General features: G+C 62.5%; 22 protein-coding genes and 1 tRNA gene. 13 read left to right on the forward strand and 10 right to left on the reverse strand.

All coding sequences use genetic code 11. The annotated features are described in order from the left end of the window. Positions 1 to 4 precede the first annotated feature (4 nt). Together R1T40_RS04015 and R1T40_RS04020 are read left to right on the forward strand one after the other, a co-directional pair. Positions 5 to 1,069 carry a DUF6902 family protein gene (locus tag R1T40_RS04015; RefSeq protein ID WP_394805015.1) on the forward strand — a complete coding sequence of 355 codons (1,065 nt, stop codon included), beginning with the start codon at positions 5 to 7 and terminating at the stop codon, positions 1,067 to 1,069. Further along, a complete protein-coding gene (locus R1T40_RS04020; protein ID WP_317385960.1) occupies positions 1,066 to 1,968 on the forward strand; it encodes a DMT family transporter in 903 nt (300 codons plus the stop codon). The genes R1T40_RS04015 and R1T40_RS04020 overlap by 4 nt, the downstream gene beginning before the upstream one ends. A gap of 135 nt (positions 1,969 to 2,103) precedes the next feature. Here the strand turns inward: R1T40_RS04020 and R1T40_RS04025 are convergent, their stop codons facing one another. Continuing rightward, positions 2,104 to 2,427, reverse strand: a complete 324-nt coding sequence (locus tag R1T40_RS04025) for a HesB/IscA family protein (RefSeq protein ID WP_106164541.1) — start codon at positions 2,425 to 2,427, stop codon at positions 2,104 to 2,106. A gap of 87 nt (positions 2,428 to 2,514) precedes the next feature. Between R1T40_RS04025 and R1T40_RS04030 the strand changes: the two genes are divergently transcribed. The 7 genes from R1T40_RS04030 (at position 2,515) to R1T40_RS04060 (ending at position 10,006) form a co-directional block, all read left to right on the forward strand. Beyond that, entirely contained in the window at positions 2,515 to 3,666 is a 1,152-nt protein-coding gene (locus R1T40_RS04030) for a deoxyguanosinetriphosphate triphosphohydrolase (protein ID WP_317385961.1), read from the forward strand. Positions 3,667 to 3,951: 285 nt separating this feature from the next. Further along, positions 3,952 to 5,694 carry an arginine--tRNA ligase gene (argS, locus tag R1T40_RS04035; RefSeq protein ID WP_317385962.1) on the forward strand — a complete coding sequence of 581 codons (1,743 nt, stop codon included), beginning with the start codon at positions 3,952 to 3,954 and terminating at the stop codon, positions 5,692 to 5,694. 109 nt (positions 5,695 to 5,803) lie between these two features. Next, positions 5,804 to 7,120 carry an SPOR domain-containing protein gene (locus tag R1T40_RS04040; RefSeq protein ID WP_317385963.1) on the forward strand — a complete coding sequence of 439 codons (1,317 nt, stop codon included), beginning with the start codon at positions 5,804 to 5,806 and terminating at the stop codon, positions 7,118 to 7,120. 4 nt (positions 7,121 to 7,124) lie between these two features. Next, positions 7,125 to 8,165 carry a glycoside hydrolase family 3 N-terminal domain-containing protein gene (locus tag R1T40_RS04045; protein WP_317385964.1) on the forward strand — a complete coding sequence of 347 codons (1,041 nt, stop codon included), beginning with the start codon at positions 7,125 to 7,127 and terminating at the stop codon, positions 8,163 to 8,165. Beyond that, positions 8,162 to 8,959 carry a segregation and condensation protein A gene (locus R1T40_RS04050; RefSeq protein ID WP_317386940.1) on the forward strand — a complete coding sequence of 266 codons (798 nt, stop codon included), beginning with the start codon at positions 8,162 to 8,164 and terminating at the stop codon, positions 8,957 to 8,959. Before R1T40_RS04045 ends, R1T40_RS04050 begins: the two co-directional genes overlap by 4 nt. Continuing rightward, entirely contained in the window at positions 8,959 to 9,639 is a 681-nt protein-coding gene (gene scpB, locus R1T40_RS04055; RefSeq protein WP_317386941.1) for an SMC-Scp complex subunit ScpB, read from the forward strand. The genes R1T40_RS04050 and scpB overlap by 1 nt, the downstream gene beginning before the upstream one ends. Positions 9,640 to 9,751: 112 nt before the next feature. Further along, positions 9,752 to 10,006, forward strand: coding sequence for a hypothetical protein (locus R1T40_RS04060; RefSeq protein WP_106164548.1), 255 nt, complete (start codon positions 9,752 to 9,754; stop codon positions 10,004 to 10,006). On the opposite strand, the gene R1T40_RS04065 is transcribed toward R1T40_RS04060, so the two are convergent. Next, a complete protein-coding gene (locus R1T40_RS04065) occupies positions 9,960 to 11,156 on the reverse strand; it encodes an MFS transporter (protein WP_317385965.1) in 1,197 nt (398 codons plus the stop codon). The genes R1T40_RS04060 and R1T40_RS04065 overlap by 47 nt on opposite strands. A gap of 83 nt (positions 11,157 to 11,239) precedes the next feature. Between R1T40_RS04065 and R1T40_RS04070 the strand changes: the two genes are divergently transcribed. Then, the gene (locus R1T40_RS04070) at positions 11,240 to 11,767 is read left to right on the forward strand and encodes an Lrp/AsnC family transcriptional regulator (protein WP_243395029.1); all 528 of its coding nucleotides are present in this window, start codon (positions 11,240 to 11,242) and stop codon (positions 11,765 to 11,767) included. A 6-nt stretch (positions 11,768 to 11,773) separates the two neighbouring features. Here the strand turns inward: R1T40_RS04070 and R1T40_RS04075 are convergent, their stop codons facing one another. The 8 genes from R1T40_RS04075 to R1T40_RS04110 form a co-directional block, all read right to left on the reverse strand. Further along, positions 11,774 to 12,853: a 2'-deoxycytidine 5'-triphosphate deaminase gene (locus R1T40_RS04075; RefSeq protein ID WP_317385966.1), complete on the reverse strand. Its 1,080-nt coding sequence runs from the start codon at positions 12,851 to 12,853 to the stop codon at positions 11,774 to 11,776. A 170-nt stretch (positions 12,854 to 13,023) separates the two neighbouring features. After that, positions 13,024 to 13,100 (reverse strand) — tRNA-Pro (locus R1T40_RS04080). A gap of 103 nt (positions 13,101 to 13,203) precedes the next feature. After that, positions 13,204 to 15,369: a MerR family transcriptional regulator gene (locus tag R1T40_RS04085; protein ID WP_317385967.1), complete on the reverse strand. Its 2,166-nt coding sequence runs from the start codon at positions 15,367 to 15,369 to the stop codon at positions 13,204 to 13,206. Positions 15,370 to 15,467: 98 nt separating this feature from the next. Further along, complete coding sequence (gene ihfA, locus R1T40_RS04090) at positions 15,468 to 15,770, reverse strand: integration host factor subunit alpha (protein WP_106164605.1); 303 nt, start codon at positions 15,768 to 15,770, stop codon at positions 15,468 to 15,470. Positions 15,771 to 15,857: 87 nt separating this feature from the next. Further along, positions 15,858 to 16,829, reverse strand: a complete 972-nt coding sequence (locus R1T40_RS04095) for a beta-ketoacyl-ACP synthase III (protein WP_106164551.1) — start codon at positions 16,827 to 16,829, stop codon at positions 15,858 to 15,860. Positions 16,830 to 16,844: 15 nt separating this feature from the next. Beyond that, a complete protein-coding gene (gene plsX, locus R1T40_RS04100) occupies positions 16,845 to 17,972 on the reverse strand; it encodes a phosphate acyltransferase PlsX (RefSeq protein ID WP_106164552.1) in 1,128 nt (375 codons plus the stop codon). 42 nt (positions 17,973 to 18,014) lie between these two features. After that, positions 18,015 to 18,221 carry a 50S ribosomal protein L32 gene (rpmF, locus tag R1T40_RS04105; RefSeq protein ID WP_005623419.1) on the reverse strand — a complete coding sequence of 69 codons (207 nt, stop codon included), beginning with the start codon at positions 18,219 to 18,221 and terminating at the stop codon, positions 18,015 to 18,017. Between the two features lie 279 nt (positions 18,222 to 18,500). Next, the gene (locus tag R1T40_RS04110) at positions 18,501 to 19,049 is read right to left on the reverse strand and encodes a YceD family protein (protein ID WP_317385968.1); all 549 of its coding nucleotides are present in this window, start codon (positions 19,047 to 19,049) and stop codon (positions 18,501 to 18,503) included. Between the two features lie 86 nt (positions 19,050 to 19,135). Here R1T40_RS04110 and R1T40_RS04115 point away from each other — a divergent pair, with 86 nt between their 5' ends. From R1T40_RS04115 to R1T40_RS04125, 3 genes are all read left to right on the forward strand, one after another. Continuing rightward, on the forward strand, positions 19,136 to 19,606 hold the full coding sequence (locus R1T40_RS04115; protein WP_106164554.1) for an outer membrane protein assembly factor BamE: 471 nt from the start codon (positions 19,136 to 19,138) through the stop codon (positions 19,604 to 19,606). A gap of 141 nt (positions 19,607 to 19,747) precedes the next feature. Next, on the forward strand, positions 19,748 to 20,524 hold the full coding sequence (locus R1T40_RS04120; protein ID WP_317385969.1) for a GNAT family N-acetyltransferase: 777 nt from the start codon (positions 19,748 to 19,750) through the stop codon (positions 20,522 to 20,524). Positions 20,525 to 20,670: 146 nt separating this feature from the next. Further along, the gene (locus tag R1T40_RS04125) at positions 20,671 to 22,482 is read left to right on the forward strand and encodes an ABC-F family ATP-binding cassette domain-containing protein (RefSeq protein ID WP_317385970.1); all 1,812 of its coding nucleotides are present in this window, start codon (positions 20,671 to 20,673) and stop codon (positions 22,480 to 22,482) included. Positions 22,483 to 22,556: the final 74 nt, after the last annotated feature.

Here is a 22,556-nt window from a genome sequence, read left to right on the forward strand (position 1 = left end):
GCCGATGGGGCAGGTTTTATCATTTTCAAATGCCCGTGCGCAGAGAGGCAGTTCTGGAGTTTCAGGGTTGTTGGAAACCTTTGGCGCATTTCGAAAGGATCGCCTCGATGTATTGTGGCTCAAGGAAAATGCGGAGCTGCTCAATGTTTTAGAAACCACGGGTTGCAAAATATCCTGCGACGCATTGGAGCCTTTGCTCCCGTTTTACGAAGGGAGCCTGCGGCACCTCAATTTCTTCCGTCAGTATTACCGCTTTATCCTGTCGATCTGTCTCGACCTGGAGGATCTGGGCCTGCCGGGGGAGCGGGGCGAAGCGATGGCGGGCTGGATTGCCGACCGCGATATCGCACGCAATGAATTGTCGGATCTGCAGCGGGGCGAGGCGCGGCGCTTGCTGGCGCGCCGGGGCGTCGATTTGCGCGGCGTGGAGGGGCTTGATGACAGGTTGCGGGGCTTCATGCGCCAAAGCGCCTGTTTCGCGGTGCCAAACCGCAAGGCCGCCTATGAGCTGACGCATGTGGTTTTCTATCTGACTGAATATGGCCGCGCGCCGATCCGTCTGGAGAGCGAAGAGCGCCGCAGCTTGCTGTTCGCTGGGCTGGTTGCCTTTCTGGATCAGGACGCGGATCTGCTGGCCGAGATCTGCATCGCGCTGACCTTCTGCAACGAGGTGCCGCCGCAGGATTGGTGCCGTTGGTTGGACCAGCAAGTCGGCAGCTTCACCTTGCGGCCAGCGCAAGGGCGCGTCGGAAACGACGACTACCATCCCTATTTTATGTGCAACTGGTTTCAACTTCTGGTTGGACGCCGCGGATTTTCTGATGCAGACTGCAAAGGGTCAGTCGTTATCGAGGGGCAAGCGCGCCCCAGTGCGTTGCGGGGGGTGTCGATGGCTCTTTACACATTGTTGGATCAGGCCCCCGGAACCTGGGCCAGAATGCGTCGTCCATTGTTGCAGAGTTTGAGCACGGAGGATGGAGATGTGCTGTGCCGGGTCGAGGCTAGCACCCCCGTTTTTGAGCCCTTCTTCGAGGTATTTTCGCGCTCGGGCCAAGTTGGTCGCGCATGAACCGGGTTGCCGCAGGGGTGATTGCAGTGCTGGTGTACACCGGCCTCATCGCAACGGCGGACGGGATCACCAAAATGATGGCGTCGGAGTTCGCACCGGCGCAGCTGTTCGCGGTCTCCGGCCTGTTGGTGGCGGCCTTTTGTCTTGGCGTAAATCACGTGCAGGGGCCCCCGGATGGGTTGAGTACGCGTTGCGTGAAGGCGATGATGCTGCGGTCAGTTGCGACGGTTCTGGCCTGCACGTCGTTCTTTTTTGCCTTCCGGTATCTGGCGCTCGCCGAGGTGTTTGTCTTCATCGCGTTGATGCCGCTTTTTGCAGCGCTGCTGTCGGGGTTGATCCTGAAGGAGCGGATCCGACCCGTGGTCTGGCTGGCGCTATGTCTCGGGGTGGTCGGTCTTTTGGTGATGCGACCTGCCGTGCAGATGGGCGGTGCTACCGGTTCGGCCTTGGCGCTGGCGGGCGTGGGTTTCGGAACCCTGTCCATCATCATGGCGCGCTATATCAGTCGGTATGACAGCAATGTTCTGCCGCAGGTCTTCTATCCGAACCTGACATTGGGGGTGGTGATGCTGTGTGTCTTGCCGTTCGTCTGGCGGCCGATGGCGGTGGCCGACTGGGGCTGGATCTGTACCTATGCTGTTGTTCTGTTCGGCGCGCGCTGGTTGCTGGTCTTGGCGCTGCGTCAGTTGCCAGCCTATACGGTTACGCCGTTGCTCAACCTGCAATTCGTCTGGATGACATTGATCGGGGTGCTGGCCTTTGGTGAGCTGCCAGCGGTTTCAACCTATCTGGGCATGGCCGTGGTTGCGGCCTCTGGCGTGTTCCTGGTGTGGGATCAGGCGCACACCCCGCCCATCAAAGCGGCCCGCGCCGTGGCGCTGGGGGGCGAGGGGGCATAGAGGGCCGGACGTCGCCGGCCGGCGCGGACGCGAGGCACGGCACCAGCACCGCGTGAAAAGCCCCATGTCGGAAAGTGTCGCGGCGCCTGGCGCGCCGGACGCTAAACCGGCGCTGACATCCGCTACACAAAGCCGTTACATCGAGAAGGAGGTGCCGCAGCCACAACTGGAGGTGGCATTGGGGTTCTCGATGGTGAAGCGCGCGCCGATCAGCTCTTCGGTAAAGTCGATCACCGCATTCTCCAGAAAGGGCAGGGAAATCTCGTCGACAACGACTTTCTGTCCTTTGCCTTCGAGGATCAGATCCTCTGCTTTGGGCGCGTCCAGAGCGATTTCATACTGGAACCCGGAACAGCCGCCGCCTTCTACGGCGATGCGCAGGGCCTGGCCCTGGTCGGCGGCCCCGATCTCGGCCAGCCGGTCAAAGGCACGATCCGTCACTTTTGGGGGCAGTTGCATACTGGTTTTCTCCGATGGCGTGTTGCAGCGTTGAGTCAAATATAGAAAGGTGCGCGCGAGGCGACAAGATTTCCCGAGGAATAAACCATGTACGCGCCCTATGCCACCATGCCCGAGCTTTCACGCGGGCGTCAGGTCGACGAAGAAGAAAGCAGCTTTCGCTCGCCGTTCCAGCGCGACCGTGACCGGATCATCCATGCCAGCGCCTTTCGGCGGCTGAAGCACAAGACACAGGTCTTTGTCGAACACGAAGGCGACAACTATCGCACCCGGCTGACACATACCATCGAGGTGGCGCAGGTGGGGCGGACGATTTCCGGTGCACTGGGGCTCAATCAGGAACTGACAGAGGCGGTGGCGCTGGCCCATGATCTCGGTCACACGCCCTTTGGCCATACCGGCGAGGACGCGCTGCACGAGATGATGGCGCCCTATGGCGGCTTTGACCACAATGCGCAGGCGTTGCGGATCGTGATGGCGCTGGAAAGGCACTATGCCGAATTCGACGGGTTGAACCTGACCTGGGAAACACTGGAAGCGATCGCCAAACACAATGGGCCTGTTGTGGGGGATCTGCCCTGGGCGCTTGCAGCCTGCAATCAGGCGATTGATCTGGAGCTTCACACCTACGCCAGCGCCGAGGCGCAGGTAGCGGCGCTGGCGGATGATGTGGCCTATAACAATCACGACCTGCATGACGGGCTGCGGGCCGGATTGTTCAGTGATGACGATATTTGCGGTCTGTCTCTGATCGGCCCCGCCTATGCGCAGGTCGACGAGACATACCCCGGGCTGGATGCGAACCGCCGTCGGCACGAGGCGCTGCGCCGGGTGTTCGGCGTGATGGTCAGTGATGTGATCGACACCGCGCGCCGGAAACTGGCCGCCTCTGGCGCCCAGTCGGTGCAGGAGATCCGGGCGCTTGACCACTCGGTCGTGACATTCTCGGATGAGATATGGCGTCAGCTGAAAGAGCTGCGCGCGTTCCTGTTCACCCGCATGTATCGTGCCCCGTCGGTGATGGTGGTGCGGGAGCGGGTCGCACATGTGGTGAAGGCGTTGTTCACCTACTATCTGGAGAATACGATGGCGATGCCGGAGCGCTGGCATGATGACATCCGTGCTGCTGCCACAGAGGTGGAGCGGGCGCGGATCGTGTCGGACTATATCGCCGGGATGACCGACCGCTTTGCGCTGCAGCTCTATGATCAGTTGGCGCTGGGGGACCTCCGAGACTGACGGCAGGTGCTGCAGTGTGGGGAAGCGAGGCGCTGCCTCGCGCTCCGAGGTATTTAGCAAAAAGCTGAAGGGGCGCTGGTATCGCGGCGTCTAAACCCCTTCTGCGTCGCGCGCGGTGGTTCACTTTGAGCAGGATTGGGCTGGTGGTGCCCCCCTTTGAAGGGGGCAGATCGGGCGATGTCGCGCCGCAGAGTTCGCGCGCGGCCACTGGGCGCGCCTGCTTCGACTGTTGACCCTGAGCGCGCCCCTCGGTATCCGCTGAGGCTGAACCAAAGGACGCCAGACATGAACCTCTTTACCGATATCCGTACGCTTGTGATTGATAGCCTCGCGGCCATGACGGCCGAAGGGACCCTGCCTGAGGGGCTCGATTTTGCCAATGTCGCGGTGGAACCCCCCCGAGATGCGGCGCATGGCGATATGGCAACCAATGCGGCGATGGTTCTGGCAAAGCCTGCCAAGATGAAGCCCCGCGACATTGCCGAGGCGCTGGCCGCAAAGCTGGGGGCGGACACGCGCGTCGCCTCTGCCGAGGTGGCCGGGCCGGGGTTCTTGAACCTGCGCCTTGAGGCATCGGTCTGGCAGGAGGTTCTGGGCAAGGTGCTGAAGGGTGGCGAGGCCTATGGCCGCTCCGATCTGGGGCAGGGCAAGAAGGTCAACGTGGAGTATGTCTCTGCCAACCCAACCGGGCCGCTGCATGTGGGCCATACCCGAGGTGCGGTGTTTGGCGACGCGCTGGCGAGCCTGCTGGACTACGCTGGCTATGAGGTCACCCGCGAATACTACATCAACGACGGCGGCGCGCAGGTCGATGTTCTGGCGCGCTCGGCCTACCTGCGTTACCTCGAGGCGCATGGTCAGACGGTGGAATTCCCAGACGGCACCTATCCTGGCGAATACCTGAAGGATGTCGGGGCCGCGCTGAAGGACAAGTACGGCGCGCAGTTCATCGATCAGCCCGAGGAAATCTGGCTGGAGGAAATCCGCAACGCCGCCACCGAGATGATGATGGATCTGATCCGGGGCGATCTGGCGCTTCTGGGTATTAAGATGGATGTCTTCTATTCGGAAAAATCGCTCTATGGCACCGGGCGGATCGAAACCGCTCTGGAGAGCCTTGATGCAAAGGGGCTGATCTACGAAGGCGTGCTGGAGCCGCCGAAGGGCAAGAAACCTGATGATTGGGAGCCCCGCGAGCAGACCTTGTTCAAATCCACCGAACATGGCGATGACGTTGACCGCCCCGTGAAGAAATCCGATGGGGCCTGGACCTATTTTGCGCCGGATATCGCCTATCACTACGACAAGGTCAGCCGTGGCTTTGACATGCTGATCGATATCTTCGGTGCGGACCACGGTGGTTATGTCAAGCGGATGAAGGCAGCGGTATCAGCTCTGTCCGATGGTCAGGTTCCGCTGGACATCAAGCTCTGCCAGCTGGTTAAGCTGTTCAAGGACGGCCAGGAATTCAAGATGTCCAAGCGGGCAGGGACCTTTGTCACCCTGCGCGACGTGGTCGAGGCAGTGGGCGCGGATGTGACGCGCTTCATGCTGTTGACGCGCAAGAACGATCAGGGCTTCGACTTTGATCTCGACAAGGCGCTGGAGCAGTCCAAGGACAATCCGGTGTTCTACGTGCAATATGCCAATGCGCGCATCCATTCGACCCTGCGCAAGGCGTCGGAGGCGGGCATCGCCACCGACGACGCGACCCTCGCATCAGCCGACCTGAGCACGCTTGCTCACGATGCACAGCTGTCGGTTGCGCGGAAGATCGCCGAATGGCCCCGTCAGGTAGAGATTGCTGCACGCACCAATGAGCCGCACCGGATCGCCTTTTTCCTCTATGATCTGGCGTCGGACCTGCATGGGCTATACCACCTTGGCAAATCTGAAATGAGTTTACGATTTGTTAATGAGAGCAGCCAAACGGCAACACATGCTAATTTGGCACTTGCCCGCTCTGTTTCCATTGTCATTTCTGCTGGTCTTGGTATTCTTGGCGTTAAACCAGCGCAGGAGATGTGACGCCAAAGTCACCCGAACCGCTGGCCCGAGGCAGATCAAGAGACCCACGCGCATGCGTCCCGCCCTTTATTTTGGCGGGATGACTGCGACTTAGGGCAGTGAGGCGGATATGGCATATTTTGCACAGGTGGGCGCGGGCGCTCCCTCTTCAAATGGCGATGGTGACACCGGAGGCTCCGCCTTCGATCCGTTTTCCTCTCATCAATATTCGCGTGCTCCGGCACAGGATCACGCGCAAGACAACATGGCAGCGGCCGCCATCGAAGCCGCTGAGCCTGTGGCAGAGACACCCTATCCGAATTTCGGCCTGAGACAGTCGCCGAGCGTCAATGTCGGCACGTTTTCCGGTGCGGGAAACTATGACAACGCCGGCGACTACCCCGAAGCGGGATATGACTACGTCAGCGACTATGGTGACGGGTTTGGCGGTGACGAAGAGGAGCTTTTTGCCCCGCAACCTGCACGCGGCGAGCTGGGGCGCATGGCGGCGTTTCTCGGCGCTGCGGCCTCCATCGCGCTTGTGGTGAGCATCTCCGTCTGGGGATACAAACTGATTATGCGCGATGTCTCCGGCGTGCCGGTGGTCAGCGCCGTTGCGGGTCCGATGCGCGTGGCGCCAGCGGAGCCGGGCGGCGAGACGGCGGACAATCAGGGGTTGGCAGTCAATTCCGTTGCCGCAAACGGGATAGCCGAAGATCCGGCAGATACCCTGCGGCTGGCGCCTGAGACCATTGCCCTCACTGAGGATGACCAGCCGATCCCGGCACTGACCCAGGCGGCAGAGGACGAGGCCGCGCTCGAGGCGGAATATGCCGCAGAAGACGCGCAGGCGCCTGTCGCCGAGGATGAACTGCAAACCGCAGAGATCGAAGATGTTTCGCCGCTGGAGCAGCGCAATAATGATATCGACGCATTGGTGGCGTCCCTGACGGACGGGGCGGTGCCGTTGGAAGACCTGCGCGAAACCTCCGCATCTATCGTGCAACCGGATCCGCTGGATACCGCAGATGTTACGATCGCCCGTGTGCCTGCAGCGATCCGCAATGCCCCAGGTGTACGCGAAACACCGCGGCCGCAGGTTCGTCCGGCGCGGTTTGCCCCGGCGCCCGCCGCAAGCGAGAGCGCCGCACAGCCAGAGCAGCGGACCGTTGATATTGACCCCGAGAGCCTGGCAGTTGGCACGCGGCTGGCACAGCTGGGCGCCTTTGAAAGTGCCGAGGTGGCCCGCAGCGAGTGGACCCGGATCAGCGCCAACTTTGGTGAATTCTTTGACGACAAGGCCCGCGTGGTACAGCGCGCCGAAAGCGGTGGCCGGATCTTCTATCGCCTGCGCGCGCATGGGTTTGAGGACCTGTCGGACGCGCGGCGCTTCTGCTCGGCCCTGGTGGCGGGCAATGCCGATTGCATCCCTGTGACAATGCGCTGAGCCGATGCGGTTCGGGGCCACCATTCTGGACGCCGAAGGCCATCGCCTGACGGCGGATGAAAAGGCGCTGTTCCGCGAGGCGGCGCCTTTTGGCTTTATCCTCTTTGCCCGCAATATCGACAGCGCCGACCAGATCCGCGCGCTTTGTGATGATTTCCGCGAGGCGGCGGGGCATGAGTGTCTGATCACCATCGATCAGGAAGGCGGTCGGGTGCAGCGGCTGCGCGCGCCGCTTGCACGCGAGTGGCGTCCGGCGCTGGACCATGTGCAGGCGGCCACCGACCCGGTGCGGGCGATGTATCTGCGGGCACGGCTGATCGCGGCGGAGCTGCATGCGCTTGGCATCGACAGCAATTGCGCGCCGCTGGCGGATATCGCCAGCGCTGACACGCATCCCTTCCTGCGCAACCGCTGTTACGGAACGGATGCCGCCAGCGTGGCCGCGATTGCCCGCGCGTGTGCGGCGGGGCATCTGGATGGCGGCGTCGTGCCGGTGATGAAGCATATCCCCGGTCATGGCCGCTCCAGCATGGACAGTCACCACGACCTGCCACATGTGACTGCCCCGGCGGAGGTGCTGCGGGCCGAGGATTTTGCCGCCTTCACGCCGCTGAAGGATCTGCCGATGGCGATGACCGCGCATCTGGTCTACGACGCCTTTGATCCGCGTCCTGCGACCCTGTCGCCGGTGATGATGCAGCTGGTCCGGCAGGAGCTGGGTTATGACGGTCTGGTGATGACCGATGATATTTCGATGAAGGCCTTATGGGCACCTGAGCTGTCCGGCCTGCAGCCAGACGATCCAGATATGGCGGCTGGGGCAATTGCGAGGGCATCCCTCGATGCGGGCTGCGATGTGGCGCTGTTTTGCAACTCCTCGCTGGTGGCCCGTGCTGCCGTTGTTGAGGCTGCCGGCTGCATGACGGATGCCGCCCAACGGCGCGCCGAGGCGGCACTTGCCTGCCGTCAAACCCCTGCTGCGCTTGACACGGATGCGGCTGAAGCGGAACTATCTGCCCTCATGGGCGGACAGGTATATGGCTGACGAAGAACTCGTTATTCCCGGATGAGACGCAGATTTCGGTCGAGGAACGCCTCGAAGCCGAGGCGCTGATCGTTGATGTGCATGGCTTTGAAGGGCCGCTTGATCTGCTGCTGACGCTGTCGCGCACCCAGAAGGTCGATCTGCGCCAGATCTCTGTCTACGAACTCGCGCGCCAGTACCTGACCTTCGTGGAAAAGGCCAAGGAGCTGCGCATCGAGCTGGCTGCCGACTATCTGGTGATGGCGGCCTGGCTGGCGTTCCTGAAATCGCGCCTGCTGCTGCCCCCTGACCCGGAAGAAGAAGGCCCCTCGGGCGAGGAACTGGCGGCGCATCTGGCGTTCCAGCTGGAGCGCCTGCAGGCGATGCGCGATGCCGCTGCGCGGCTGATGGGGCGCGACCAGCTGGGACGGGATTTCTTTGCCCGCGGGCAGGCCGAGGACGTGCAGCGCATCAAGACGGTGACCTACACGGCGAACCTTCTGGACCTGATGCAGGGCTATGCGCGCATCCGCACCAAGGATGAATTCCGGCCCTTCGTGATGGATCGCGAGAGTGTTTTCACCATGGAAGAGGCGCTGGAACGTATGCGCAGCCTGCTGGGGTTTACCGGCAGCTGGACCGATATGCTGAGCTATCTGCCAGACGGCTGGCACAGTGATCCGGTCAAGCGCCGCTCTGCCACCGCCGCCACATTCGCCGCCTCGCTGCAATTGGTGAAGGAGGGCAAGATGGAGATCCGCCAGAGCGAGAGCTTCGCCCCCATTCAGCTGCGCAACCGGCCAGAGGATATATGATGGACGACCAGACCCACAGCCCCAATGAGCCGTCCGCGAAGCAGGACAGTGACAGCCTGTTCGATGCGCCACCGATGGCAGAGCAGGAGCGTATGGTGGAGGCGGTGCTCTTTGCCAGTGCCGAGCCGGTGACGGTGCGCGATCTGGTGTCGCGCATGCCGCATGGCTGCAACCCGGGCGAGGCGCTGGAGTATCTGCGCAAACGCTACGAGGGGCGCGGTGTGCGGGTGGTGCAGGTGGGGGACGCCTGGGCAATGCGCACGGCGCCGGATCTTGGCTATCTGATGCAAAAGGAAATCGTGGAGAGCCGCAAGCTGTCGCGCGCGGCGATCGAGACCCTGGCGATCATCGCCTATCACCAGCCGGTGACACGGGCCGAGATCGAAGAGATCCGCGGTGTATCGGTGTCACGGGGCACCATCGACCAGCTTCTGGAGATGGAGTGGATCCGTCTGGGGCGGCGCAAGATGACGCCAGGGCGGCCGGTGACCTTTGTGGTGACACCGACCTTCCTCGATCACTTTGGTTTGGAGAGCGCGCGCGATCTGCCGGGGCTGAAGGAGCTGCGCGCCGCCGGGCTCTTGGAGAACCGCCCACCGCCGAGCGCCTTCCCGATCGGTCAGGGCGACAGCGAGGACGAGCGACAGGACGAAGAGCAGCCGGAGCTGTTCGAGGACTGAACCGGGGCTTGGCGCTCGCTCCTCTTTGCGCATGCCAAGAAATCGCCGTACTCCGCACCTATATGTATGGCGAACGCAGCAAACTTACACTCAGACCCCAAGGGAGGTCCTCATGGGATTTGACCGGATCGCCAATATGGTCCTGCGCCGCCTGATCGGGCGCGCGGTGAACGCGGGCGTCAACGCCGGCATCAATGCAGTTGGCAAACGGGCCGGCGGCAAGAAGGCGGCACGCCGGGGCCAGGACGAAACGCAGGGCGCGCCGCAAAAGCCGCAGCGCACGCCCGAGGAAGAGGCCGAGCGCGCCCGTATCCGCGAGGTCAGACAGGCGCGTCGGGCACGTCGTGCGGCGCGTGAGAAGAGCTGAGCGCGGTGGTGCGCCGCAGGCTCAGTGCCTCGACTGCGGCGATCATAGTCAGGGTCGCTGAAATCAGAACGCAGCCCAGAATTCCCAGTGTCGCAAAGCCGATGCCGCCCACAAAGGGCGCGGCAAAGACGCTGAGGTAGGTGGTGGTCGAGTAGATCCCCATGATCGCACCCCGCTGGCGCGGGTCCAGCGCGGTGAGCCGGGCCACCAGCAGGTTCAGGCCGAAATGCTGGAAGATCCCCCAGAGCACCGCCAGCGCCAGAAACAGCGGGTAGCTGGCGCCCAGTACGCCCATTGCCACATAGGTCAGGGTGAGTGCGAGAAACACCGGTGTGGTGGCACGCGCCATGCCGATGCGGTCAAGGAGCGGGTCCAGCAGCACCGCGCCGCCAAACCCCAGGCCGTAGATCAGCGGCAAGAGCCCGGCCTGACCGGTGCTGAGGCCAAGATCGATGGTGGCATGGGCGCCGGTATAGGAATAGGTCACATAGAAGCTGAGCATGAGGCCGACCGAGGCGAGGATACCGCGCCCCATGCCGGGCACCCGGAGCGCGCTGAGCGGCGAGCTGGTCGCACCCCCCGGGGCATCAAGCCGCGCCAGCGGTGCGCTCAGCCCCCAGACCAGAGCGCACAGCGCCGCAAGGGCCCCGTAGACCATGCGCCAGCCAAGGAACTCGGCGCTCCATGCAGCGAGGCTGACCCCCAGCACCAGCGAGAGGGTCCAGCCGGTGATGACCGCGCCGACCACCCGCGCCTCGCGCCCCTTTGGGGCGATCACCGCCGCCATTGTGTAGATCGAGGGTAGGGCCGCCCCACCGGCGATGCCGCAGAGCACCTGCGCGGCAATCAGCGCGATCAGGCCGGGGGCGAGCGCACTGGCAACAAAGCCAACGGTCAGAACTGCCAGCGCCATCCGCAACAGCCGACCGCTGCCGATGCGATCTCCGATCGGGGCAATCAGCAGCGCCGCTGCCGCCACCCCCAACCCGTAACCGCTGGAGGCCCAAAGCACTTGCGTCGGGCTGGCGGAGAGATCCGCGCCCACGGTCTGCACCAAGGGGGACAGCAACAGCGCATTGGTGCCCACGATGGCAATGGCGCACATTAGCGTGGCGATGGAGATCCAGAGCGGCGGGGCAGAAGATGGCATGGTCAGGCTTAATCCAGATTGAATTTCATTCGGCAGTTTGGCTTAATTGGCGAAAATCATTCTGTGAAGGTGTTAAAGATCTGATGGTGGAAAAAACAGAGAGCATTCGGACCTCGGCACGATCCGCACGGGGTATGGACGCGCTGGACCGAAGAATATTAGGCGCGCTGAGCCAGGATGCCACGCAGTCCTATGCGGCGATCAGCGAACAGGTGGGCCTGTCGGCACCGGCGGTGCATGAACGGGTCAAGCGGCTGCGGGCCTCGGGCGCGATCAAAGCCACCGTAGCACAAATCGATGGGGCGCAGGTCGGAAAGCCGATTCTCGCCTTCATCCATGTGGATACCATCGGCTGGGGCAAAACGCGCGAGATCATGGCGCTGGAGCAATTCCCCGAGGTGGAGGAGATCCATTCCACCACTGGTGATACCTGCCTGATCATGAAGGTGCGCGTTGCCAGCCCGCAGGCGCTGGAGGGGCTGTTGTCAAAGGTCTACGATATCGAGGGGGTGCGCGGCACCAGCACCTATCTGACCCTGTCGACAGTGCTGGAACGCACCGCGCAGGCGGATGTCACGGCGGACCTAGAAAGCGTCAGTTATCCGCGCTGAGGTGCCTCAGGCGGGGCTGCGGAAATGTTTCGACAGCTTCAGCCCCTGGCCCTGATAGTTGGAGGCAATGCCCGCACCATAAAGCTGCTCGGGCAGGGAGGCCATCCGTTCATAGACCAGACGGCCCACCACCTGACCGTGTTCGAGCACAAAGGGCGCCTCGTGACAGCGCACTTCCAGCACTCCGCGTGACCCTGCTCCACCTGCCTCGGCATGGCCAAAACCGGGATCGAAGAACCCCGCGTAGTGCACCCGGAATTCGCCCACCATGGCAAGGTAGGGCGCCATTTCGGCGGCATATTCGGGCGGGATATGCACCGCCTCGCGGCTGACGAGGATATAAAACGCACCGGGATCGAGGATGATGCGGCCCTTGTCGCTGCGCACCTCCTCCCAGTAGTCGCTGGGGTCATAGGCGCCAATCCGGTCCAGATCGATCACGCCGGTGTGCGGCTTGGCGCGGTAGCCCACCAGATCGGTGCCCGGCAGGCGCAGATCGACGGAAAAGCCCAAGCCATCCTCGATGACGGCCTCGCCATCGACCAGTGGTGTGTCGGCATGCAGAGCGGCGAGGGTGTCGTCATCCAGCACCGATTGCCCGTCGCGGAAGCGGATCTGGTTGAGGCGCATACCGGGGCGTGCCAGCACCGAGAAGGACCGCGGACAGATCTCGGCGTAAAGCGGACCGGTATAGCCGGCGCGGATGCGGTCGAACTCCTCGCCGCCATCGGTAATGGTCCGGGTCAGCAGATCAAGCCGCCCGGTCGAGCTTTTGGCATTGGCAACGGCGGTGATGTTGGCGGGCAGATCGAGCGATTCCATCAGCGGCACCACGTAGACGCAGCCCTTTTCCAGCACGGCGCCGCCGCTGAGGTCGATGCGATGCATCTCAAACTCGTCCAGCCGTTCGGACACGGTGCGCCCCTGACCGGCGAGGAAGGAGGCGCGAACACGATAGGCAACTGTGCCAAGGCGCAAATCAAGGCTGGCGGGCTGGATCTGACCCTCGATCAGCGGCGCGTCGAGGATGATCTCCGCGCGGGCAAGCATGGTCTCGATCGTCTGGCTGGGCAAAACACCGGTCATATCTGCCGTTCCCCCTGATGGCGTCGCTATCCCGCAGGATGCTGACGCAAATTCTGTCGTGCCACAATCGCCTTGTCACTTGAGGCCGAGAATTTACCTTGGAAAACCAACGACAAAGCAGGCGGCGGATACACAAACGCCCGAGCGGTGACCGCTCGGGCGTTTTGTTATGGTCGGGCTAGCAGGACTCGAACCTGCGACCTTCCGTCCCCCAGACGGACGCGCTACCAGGCTGCGCCATAGCCCGTTGTTGGAGCTTTCTACTGCTTTTTGCGGCAGGGGCAAGAGGCGAATTTGCTTTTTCCGCGCTTTTTCAACGCGCCTCATTTTGCCCTCGCCAGAAAGGCGGATCAGCGCTGCTGTCCAAAGTGGCGCAGATCCTCGATGATTTCGCTCAGCACCGCGGATTGCGCGGGTGACTGTGCCGCCACTGAGGACAAACGCTGAAGAACCCCGGCAGGAATGGTCCCTTGCGGCTCATCAGGGACATCGACGACTCGCGCCCTCAGGGACGTCTGTTGCGGCTCATCCGCTGTCAGCTCCGGCGTGGTCTGCACTGGATCGCTGTCTTGCGCATCACTGTCGTCATTGGACTGTGCGGGCAGGCCCTCATCGGGAGACGCCATATCGCTGGAGGCGGTTTCGATCTCAGCGACGCTTTCACTGATGTCATCGTCGGCGTCTACGTCCTCTGCGCTGGACGGATCGGTGAATTCCGATGTGTCGGCCACGGCAGAGATCGGCATCTCTTCGACAGGGGCGTCAGATGTGTCCGGCGCCGCCTCCGGGGTATCTGGCGCATCTTCCGGCATATCCGGGGTCGCTGCAGGGGTGATCTGATCGTCATCAGTTTCGGCAGCAGGGGCAGGAGATTGGTCCGGTGCAGAGGCCTGATCCTGGCTCGGTATGATCTCTGCCATGGCGGCCATGGCACGTGCGATCTCTTCCGCTGTTCTGGTCGGTTCTGCGGTCTCACCTTCGGCTGGTGAGGGGGCCTCCGGGGTCGGCTCTGTCGCAGGCGGGCTGCTGTCCGGACCCTCGGGTTCGGGATTGCTTTCACGGGCGGTGGCGGACGTGTCTGCAGGCTCCGCTGTGGAGGCATCGTCAGCGGCAGCAGACTCCCGGTGCGTTGAAAATCCGCTTGCGTCCTCCATCGGGTCCGGCGCGGCAAAGGCATCGGCCTCTGGCGCCTCGTCTTCGGATGCAGATGGAGATGGAGATGCGGCCTGCGGGCTTGCCTCCTGAGGGGCTGCGTGCGGGGCCGATGGGCTGGAGATGGGAGCTGTCTGCGGCGCAGGCGCCTCTGAGGGCTCAGACCCTGAAGGCGCAGGCGACTGCGGGCGCGATGCGTCCTCTACGTCCTCCTTCGCCGTGGGGGCGGTGTCCGCTGCGGTTGAGCTGGCAAAGAAATCCTGTTGCGCAGTTGGTGCAGCATCAGACGCGGCATCGGAGATCTGAGCGGGATTGTGTGAGGGCGCGGGCCCTTGCTCTGACAGATCTCGTGGGCGCTGGGGAGCATCTGGCAGATCAAAGGGCATGTCGATTTGGACATCAGTGTTGCCCTCAGCGCTGCCCTCAGTGTCGCCCTCGAAGTGGCCTTCAGCTTGGTCGGCGCTGCTTTCGGCAGGCGTTTCACTTGCGGTGGCCTCAACCGCAGCTGGCGGCGCGTCGGTCAATGCCACAGGCTCGTCCCCCGCGTTCGAGGTGGAAGCGGAAATCGGGGGCGTCTCTGCAGGGTGCGTATTTTGCTGGGACATATCAGTGTCCTGCGGGGGCTGAGCATCGGCGGAGCCTTCTGGGCGCTCCGACGCGGACGGCAGGGCTGTATCTATCGGTGCTGCCCCCACAGCGCGTTCCTGCGGTTCCGCGCCCGAGGGTGTCTGGGCCACATCGGGCTGGACGGTGGGAGCCGTAGGAGGGGCAGGCGCTGCTGGAGGTGCGGCGGCAGGAGCGGCTGAAGCAGGAGACCCTGCGTTCTCGCCCTCTTGCTGGTTATTGAGAGGTTGGCCTTCGAGCTGATCTGCATGATCCACCGGCGCTGGAGGCTGCGGGGCGCTGAACGGCGGAGGTGTCGGGGGGGCTGACGTGCGCAGAGGGGGCTCCGGCTCTTCCGGCGGATCTCGATCCACGACCGGGGGACGGGGCGCCTCGGGTTCAGGCGGCTGAACCGCATCAGGCTCGACCCATTTGCTGACAGGTTTGGCCTCCACGGGCGGGGTCTCTTCCTCGGCTTCGTCAGCTTCCAGCGGCTTTGAGAGGCTCTGCACATGCTGCACACCTTCCTCGCGGACAAGCGCCTGCGCTTCCTTGATCGACAGCCCTTTTTCATGCAGCAAATGCTGGATGCCGCCCAGCAGGAGCATGTCGGTCGGGCGATAGTAGCGCCGTCCACCAGCCCGTTTGACCGGTTTGACCTGAGTGAACTTGCTTTCCCAGAACCGCAAGACGTGGGCCTGAATATCCAGCCATTCCGCGACTTCGCTGATGGTGCGAAAGGCGTCAGGTGACTTGGACATTGGGGCATCTCTCTTGTATCGGTGGCGCGCTGCGCGCAACTGGATGAGGCCCTGCGCGCAGAGCCGGTTTGGGAACGGACGGGTCAGCCGTCTCGGGGTTACTTTCGGTTGCCGTCTGCGACGCGGTCTTTCATCAGGTGAGACGGCCGAAAGGTCAGGACCCGGCGCGGCTGGATTGGAACTTCTTCGCCAGTTTTTGGATTGCGGCCCACGCGGGCAGATTTATCGCGTACGCTGAAGGTGCCAAAGGAGGAGATTTTCACCTGTTCACCGCGCACCAAGGCGTCCGACATGTGTTGCAACATGCTCTCGACCAGCTGTGCGCTTTCGTTGCGTGACAGGCCGACCTCGCGGAACACGGCCTCGCTCAGATCCATTCTCGTAATTGTTTTTTCGGTCATCGCCATCCCCATTGTTTTCAAAAACAATAGGGTGTTGAGAATTTCCCTGTCAATATCAATGAATTGGAAGGCGCTGTTTCGTCGGCTTTACCACCGAAAAACCACGGCACCCCAAGCCAGACCGCCGCCAATGGCTTCGGTCACGATAAGATCACCCTGTTTGATCTGGCCACGCTCGACGCCGACGGACAATGCCAGCGGAATGGAGGCTGCGGATGTATTCCCGTGATCCTGTACCGTCACGACCACCTTGTCCATGGGCAGGCCCATTTTCTTTGCGGTGCCTTGAATGATGCGGATGTTGGCCTGATGCGGCACTATCCAGTCCACGTCATCCGTGCTGGCGCCTGCGCGCTCCAGTGCGGTGGTCGCGGTTGATGCGAGTTTTTCGACCGCGTGGCGGAAGACCTGGTTGCCCTGCATGCGCAGATGGCCGGTGGATTGGGTCGAAACACCACCATCCACGTAGAGCAGGTCCTTGTAGCGCCCATCAGAGTTCAGATCGGTGGCCAGAATACCACGATCAGCACTGGTGCCGTCGCCTTCTTGGGCCTCCAGAAGAATCGCACCGGCACCATCACCGAACAGCACGCAGGTGGAGCGATCCGTCCAATCCATGATGCGCGAGAAGGTCTCGGCGCCAATGACCAGCACCCGCTCAGCCTGACCGGACGCGATCAGCGCATTGGCATTCGACAGGGCATAGACGAAACCCGCGCAGACCGCCTGGACGTCAAAGGCAAAGCCTTTGGTCATGCCCAACTGCGACTGCACCATGGTGGCGGCGGAGGGGAAGGTCAGATCGGCCGTGGAGGTTGCCAGAATGATGGCGTCCACATCCGCAGCAGTGCGGCCGGCGGATTTCAGCGCAGCTTCAGCCGCACGGGTCGCCATATGCGAGGTGGTTTCATCCTCGGCCGCGAAATGGCGGCGTTCGATGCCGGACCGGGAGCGAATCCATTCGTCGGAGGTCTCCAGCGTGGCTTCGAATTCCGCGTTTTCTACAATGCGTTCGGGGAGGTAGTGCCCTGCGCCAATCACCACTGCGCGTCGCGTCATTCTTTTGCCTGCCTTCTAGTTCGTGCTCCCGGACTCAGAATCGCCGGGTTCGTCCGCGTCTGCGGACGTTGCGTCATCTTGGGCAAGCTCTACGGCGGATGCAACCCGGGCTGCAAGCTTTTCCGCAAAGCCTTGCTCTGCAAGGAGAAACGCGAGTTTGATGGCGGCAGATACGCCCGTTGCATCGGCGCCGCCGTGGGATTTGACGACGGTTCCGTTCAGCCCGAGAAAAATGCCGCCATTGACCCGTCGCGGGTCAATGCGTTTCGACAGCCGTGCCAGGGAAGTATAGGCCAGAAGCGCGGCAAGCCGCGACAGAATCGAATATTCAAACGCCTCGCGCAGGGCGGAGCGCAAAAGACTTGCGGTGCCTTCGCCGGTCTTGATCGCCACATTGCCGGTGAACCCGTCGGTGACGATCACATCTGCGATGTCGCCGGGAATGTCGCTGCCTTCAACAAAGCCGACAAACTCGTAGTTGGCCTTTTCCGCATTCTGAGAGATCAGCGCATAGGCCTCTTTCAGTTCGGCGCGGCCCTTGTGCTCCTCGGTGCCCACATTCAGCAGGCCGACACGGGGGCAGGGCAGATCCATCGAGTTGCGAATGTAGGAGGTGCCCATCAGGGCATATTGCAGAAGATCCTCTGCGTCGGCGCGCACGTCCGCCCCTACGTCGAGCATCACATTGAAGCCCTGAGGGTTGCGGGAGGGCCAGAGAATCGCAATCGCGGGTCGATTTACGCCTGGCAATTTGCGCAGGCGCAGCATCGACAGCGCCATCAGCGCACCGGTGTTGCCGCAAGAGACCACGCCAGCAGCGTCGCCATTGCGCGCAGCTTCGAGGGCGGACCACATGCTGGTGCCCTTGCCGTTGCGCATCACCTGGCTGGGTTTGTCTTCCATCGTGACGACGTCGCGCGCGTCACGAATCTCTACACGGCCCGCCAAGTGCTTCCTGCGGGCCACGAGTGGTTCGAGCTGTTCGATAGGACCATGAAGAAGAAACCGGATGTCGGGATTCTTCTTGGCGGATTTGGCGATGCCTGCGACCACAACGGCCGGTCCGGCATCGCCACCCATGGCGTCCACCGAGATCACGGTGCGGCGGGCATCTGCCTGCGATGGAGCGGTGTTACCCGTCATACGACTGCGTGCCTGCCTGGCATTCGTGATCCCGTTTCGACTTCAGGCCGCGTCTTCGTCCAGGTCGATCTCGTCGGCCTGTGCTACGATTTCTTTGTCGTCATAGTGGCCGCAGGACGGGCACACGTGGTGAGGACGACGCAGTTCACCGCAGTTCGAGCATTCGTTCGGGTTTGCAGCAACCAGAGCATCGTGCGCGCGGCGGTTGTTGCGGCGCGATTTGGATACTTTGTTCTGTTGGACAGCCATGTCTCAACCTTTGTCTAACTAGGGCCACCAGGCAAGAGAGCCGTCGGGCGCGTTTCATGTTTCCGTGTCAATCGGTGTGACGTCCGGTGTGACGTGCGTGTAGGCCGCAGTCTCTCCGATGTCCAACCAAAAATTCCGATGAGCGCGCAAAAATACTGCGAATCTTCGGCGGCGCAAGGCTTTTCTTAGGAGAGCCAGCACGTAAGTGCCAGCAAGAATTCAGGTGACATCAGATATTGCAGTCCAGGACATCCAGAGCCGCACATCCGAATGCGTCGTTCAGGTGTCCTTGTCGCTTGGTTTCATCAAATCTGCAAGCCCTGCAAAGGGGCGGGTGTCCTCGTCTGTCATCGGCTTGGTGCCGGGTTCAGCGTGCAGGCTTTGTCCCAGTTCCGCGCCGTCCTTGCGTGGATACTGCGGCAGATGCAGGGCAACACTCTCAACCATAACGTCAAACGGAGAGATGGTTTCACCCAGTTCATCGACGTTGTCATCCTCCGCCATTTCCACCTCTTCCTCTTCGGGGGTGGCGATATGCGCAAGGAACAGGCGCTCCACTTGCGTGTCGATCCGGCTGGTCACCGGCTCCAGCGTCACGACGCAGGGCTGCACGACTGTAAAGCCAAGTTTGCCTGTCAGGGTCCAGTCCCGCTTGCCGCGCGCCTTGATCTCTCCTTCGAAGCGGAGTTTGCGCAGGGTGTCGACGCCCAGATCATGAGCGATGGCGCGGAGTGTGTCTGCGTCCGGAACCACCGAAAACTGTGTCGGGCGGTTCTGGGGCAACTCGGCAACCCGCAGGGCTGTCGTCTCGGAAGGGTGCGAACTCACGTGTGTACTTTCATTTCTTGAACCAGAAGCCCGAGTTAGGTAATCGGGACTTCAGTCTTTATCAACCCGAAGGGCAGGGGAAGCGCATGATTGCAAGTCCGAAGACCGTAAAAACCGCATTGCGGGGCGCGCTTCTTGTCGGAGCGGTGTTGGCCGTGACGGCCTGTACCGCCCAGTATCGCAAGCATGGCTGGATCCCCGGACCGGACCTTCTGAACGAGGTCGTGGTTGGCGTGGATACCCGCGACTCGGTCGCTGAAACCGTTGGGGAGCCGACAATCGACTCGCTGGCCGACGAAAGCGGATATTATTACGTGACCTCGCGGGTCAAACGCTTTGGCGCAAAGGAGCCTCAGGTGGTCTCGCGCGATTTGGTGGCGATCACCTTCGCATCGTCAGGCGTGGTGGACAGCGTGCAGCGCTACACGCTGGAGGATGGCCGGGTCATTCCGCTGGAGCGCCGCGTGACCGACTCGAGCCTGGAGGACAAGACATTCCTGCGACAGCTTGTCGGCAACCTGGGCAATTTCAACCCCGGCAGCTTCCTGCAGCAATAAGGCTGCACCACGCGTAAATTATGAGCTCGGGGGATGGATTCGTCACCCGGGCTTCACATGTGTCATGATAGCAATGCAAGTAATCCGCCGCCCCGACGCGGAGCGGTCGCGATTGCAGTCAAGATCAGACGCGAGCAGTTCATGGCCACGACACCCCGGTCCGACATTTCACCGACAGACGAGGCCAACGGTCCTTTGCTATCGAAAGGCCGGTATCGTGCACGGCTTGCGGCGGGCCGGGTGGACATCGCGGCGGTTCAAGCCCTGCGCACCCTGTGCTTTCGCACCGCGGAGATCGATCAGGACGACTTTGACGCCACCTGCGCCCATGTGCTGGTGGAGGACACCCGCAGCGAAGCGCTGGTCTGCTGTTTCCGCATGCTGGTGCTGGAGGGCGGCCATGAGGTCGCGCGCACCTATTCGGCGCAGTTCTATGACCTCTCCGGCCTCCGGGACTTCGAGGGCCGCATGGTGGAGATGGGGCGATTCTGCATTCATCAGGGCTGGAGCGATCCCGACATTCTGCGCGTCGCTTGGGGGGCGATGACCGCATTCGTGGACCGGGAGGACATCCAGATGCTGTTTGGCTGTTCGTCGTTTGCTGGTACCGAGACCGCCGAGTATCTCGATGCCTTTGCAATGCTGAAGCATCGCCACCTTGCGCCGAAACGCTGGTTGCCGCGGGTGAAGGCCCCGAATGTTTTCCGCTTTGCCGCGAGGCTGCGGCGCAAACCGGACGCCAAGAAAGCCATGCTGCGGATGCCGCCGCTGCTGCGTACATATCTGATGATGGGCGGCTGGGTGAGCGATCACGCGGTGGTCGACAAGCATATGAACACGCTGCATGTGTTTACCGGCCTTGAGATTGGTGCCATTCCGCCCGCCCGCAAGCGCTTGCTGCGCGCGGTGGCGGGATAGGCTGGACGGGGGCGGCCCTCCCTTGCCCGGATTGTTCTCATCGGGAGGCGGGCTTCTTGCTGAGCTCGTCGGTTCTGGCACCGCGCGTTGCCCGCGAGCGCGCATGGCCCGTTGACGAAGCCTGCGGCGCGGTTTAGCTCGCTGTCATGGCACGTATTCCTCTTTTGCAGATGTCCGGTATCTCGCTGACCTTCGGCGGTGATCCGATCTTTTCCGATCTCGATCTCGTGGTGCAGCCCGGGGACCGGGTGGCGCTTGTCGGGCGCAATGGCTCCGGTAAATCGACCCTGATGAAGGTCATGGCGGACCTGGTGGAGGCGGACGCCGGCTCCATCGTGATCCCGCCGGGCAATTCCGTCGGCTACATGGAGCAGGACCCCAAGATGGAGGGCTTTGCCACGTTGGGCGATTTTGCCGCCTCCGAGCTGGAACCGGGGGAGCTGTACCGTGTTGAGCGCGCTGGCGAGGGGCTGAAGTTTGACCCCGCGCGGCCGGTCGAGACCGCCTCGGGCGGCGAGCGGCGTCGCGCTGCACTGGCCAAGCTGATGGCCGAAGCACCGGAGTTGATGCTGCTGGACGAGCCGACCAACCACCTTGATATCGAAGCGATTTCCTGGCTGGAGAGCGAGCTGGCCTCGACCCGCGCCGCCTTTGTGCTGATTTCCCACGACCGGGCATTCCTGCGGGCGCTGACCCGCGCCACGCTTTGGGTGGATCGCGGTCAGGTGCGCCGTCAGGACAAGGGGTTCGAGCATTTCGAGGCCTGGCGCGACAAGATCTGGGAAGAGGAGGACATGCAGCGTCACAAGCTCAACCGGCTGATCAAATCCGAGAGCCGCTGGGCGGTGGAGGGCATCTCTGCCCGCCGCAAGCGCAACATGGGCCGGGTGCGCGCCTTGCAGGATCTGAAATCTGAACGCGCCGGGCAGATCAAACGGCAGGGTGCGGCGGCGATGGATCTTGAGGCGGGACCAAAATCCGGTCGCAAGGTGATCGAGGCCGAGGGGCTGAGTAAAGGCTTTGGCGACAAACAAATCCTGTCGGGGTTCTCGCTCACCGTGCAGCGCGGGGAACGGGTGGCCTTTGTCGGCCCCAATGGCGTTGGCAAGACCACGCTTCTGAAGATGCTGCTGGGCGAAGAGGCGCCAGACGAGGGCAGCGTGAAGCTCGGCACCAATCTGGAGGTCGCGGTGTTCGATCAGACCCGCGACCAGCTTGATGGCAATGCGAGCCTGTGGGAAAACCTGACCGCCGATCCGCTGATGGGGATTTCCGGCAAGGCGGATCAGGTGATGGTGCGGGGCCAGCCCAAACATGTGGTCGGCTATCTGAAGGAATTCCTGTTCGACGAGCGTCAGGTGCGCGCGCCTGTCCGCTCCCTGTCGGGCGGCGAGAAGGCGCGGTTGCTGCTGGCGAAACTCATGGCTCGATCTTCCAATATGCTGGTGCTCGATGAGCCGACCAACGATCTGGACGTAGAGACGCTCGATCTGCTGCAGGAATTGCTGGACGGCTATGACGGCACCGTGCTGCTGGTGAGCCACGACCGGGATTTCCTGGATCGTGTTGCCACCACCACTGTGGCGATGGAAGGGCAGGGCAATGCAACCGCCTATGCCGGTGGCTGGAGCGACTACCTCGCGCAGCGAGCGCCGGCGGAGGTTGTCGAGAAGGCAGAGAAACCCAAGGCGACCAAGTCGAAGGCAAAGGCGGAGGCCCAGGCGTCAAAGGATCTGCTGAGCTTCAAGGAAAAGCACCGCCTCGAGGCGCTTCCGGCTGAGATTGACCGGCTGGAACAGGAGATCGCCAAGCTGGAGCAGCTGATGGCCGATCCCGAGTTGTTCACGCGGGAACCGGTCAAGTTCCAGAAGGCCACCGAAGCTCTTGTTCAGAGACAGGAAAAACTGGCTGCCGCGGAAGAGGAATGGCTGGTGCTGGAAGAGAAGGCCGGCGGCTGAACAGGTGTTTCGCTTCGGGCTTTGCCCGAAGCGACCGGCGCCGCGCGCGCCCCGTAGGGGCGCGCGCGGCGCCA

It is taken from the genome of Tritonibacter scottomollicae (genome assembly GCF_032924845.1).
Taxonomy (GTDB): domain Bacteria; phylum Pseudomonadota; class Alphaproteobacteria; order Rhodobacterales; family Rhodobacteraceae; genus Epibacterium; species Epibacterium scottomollicae.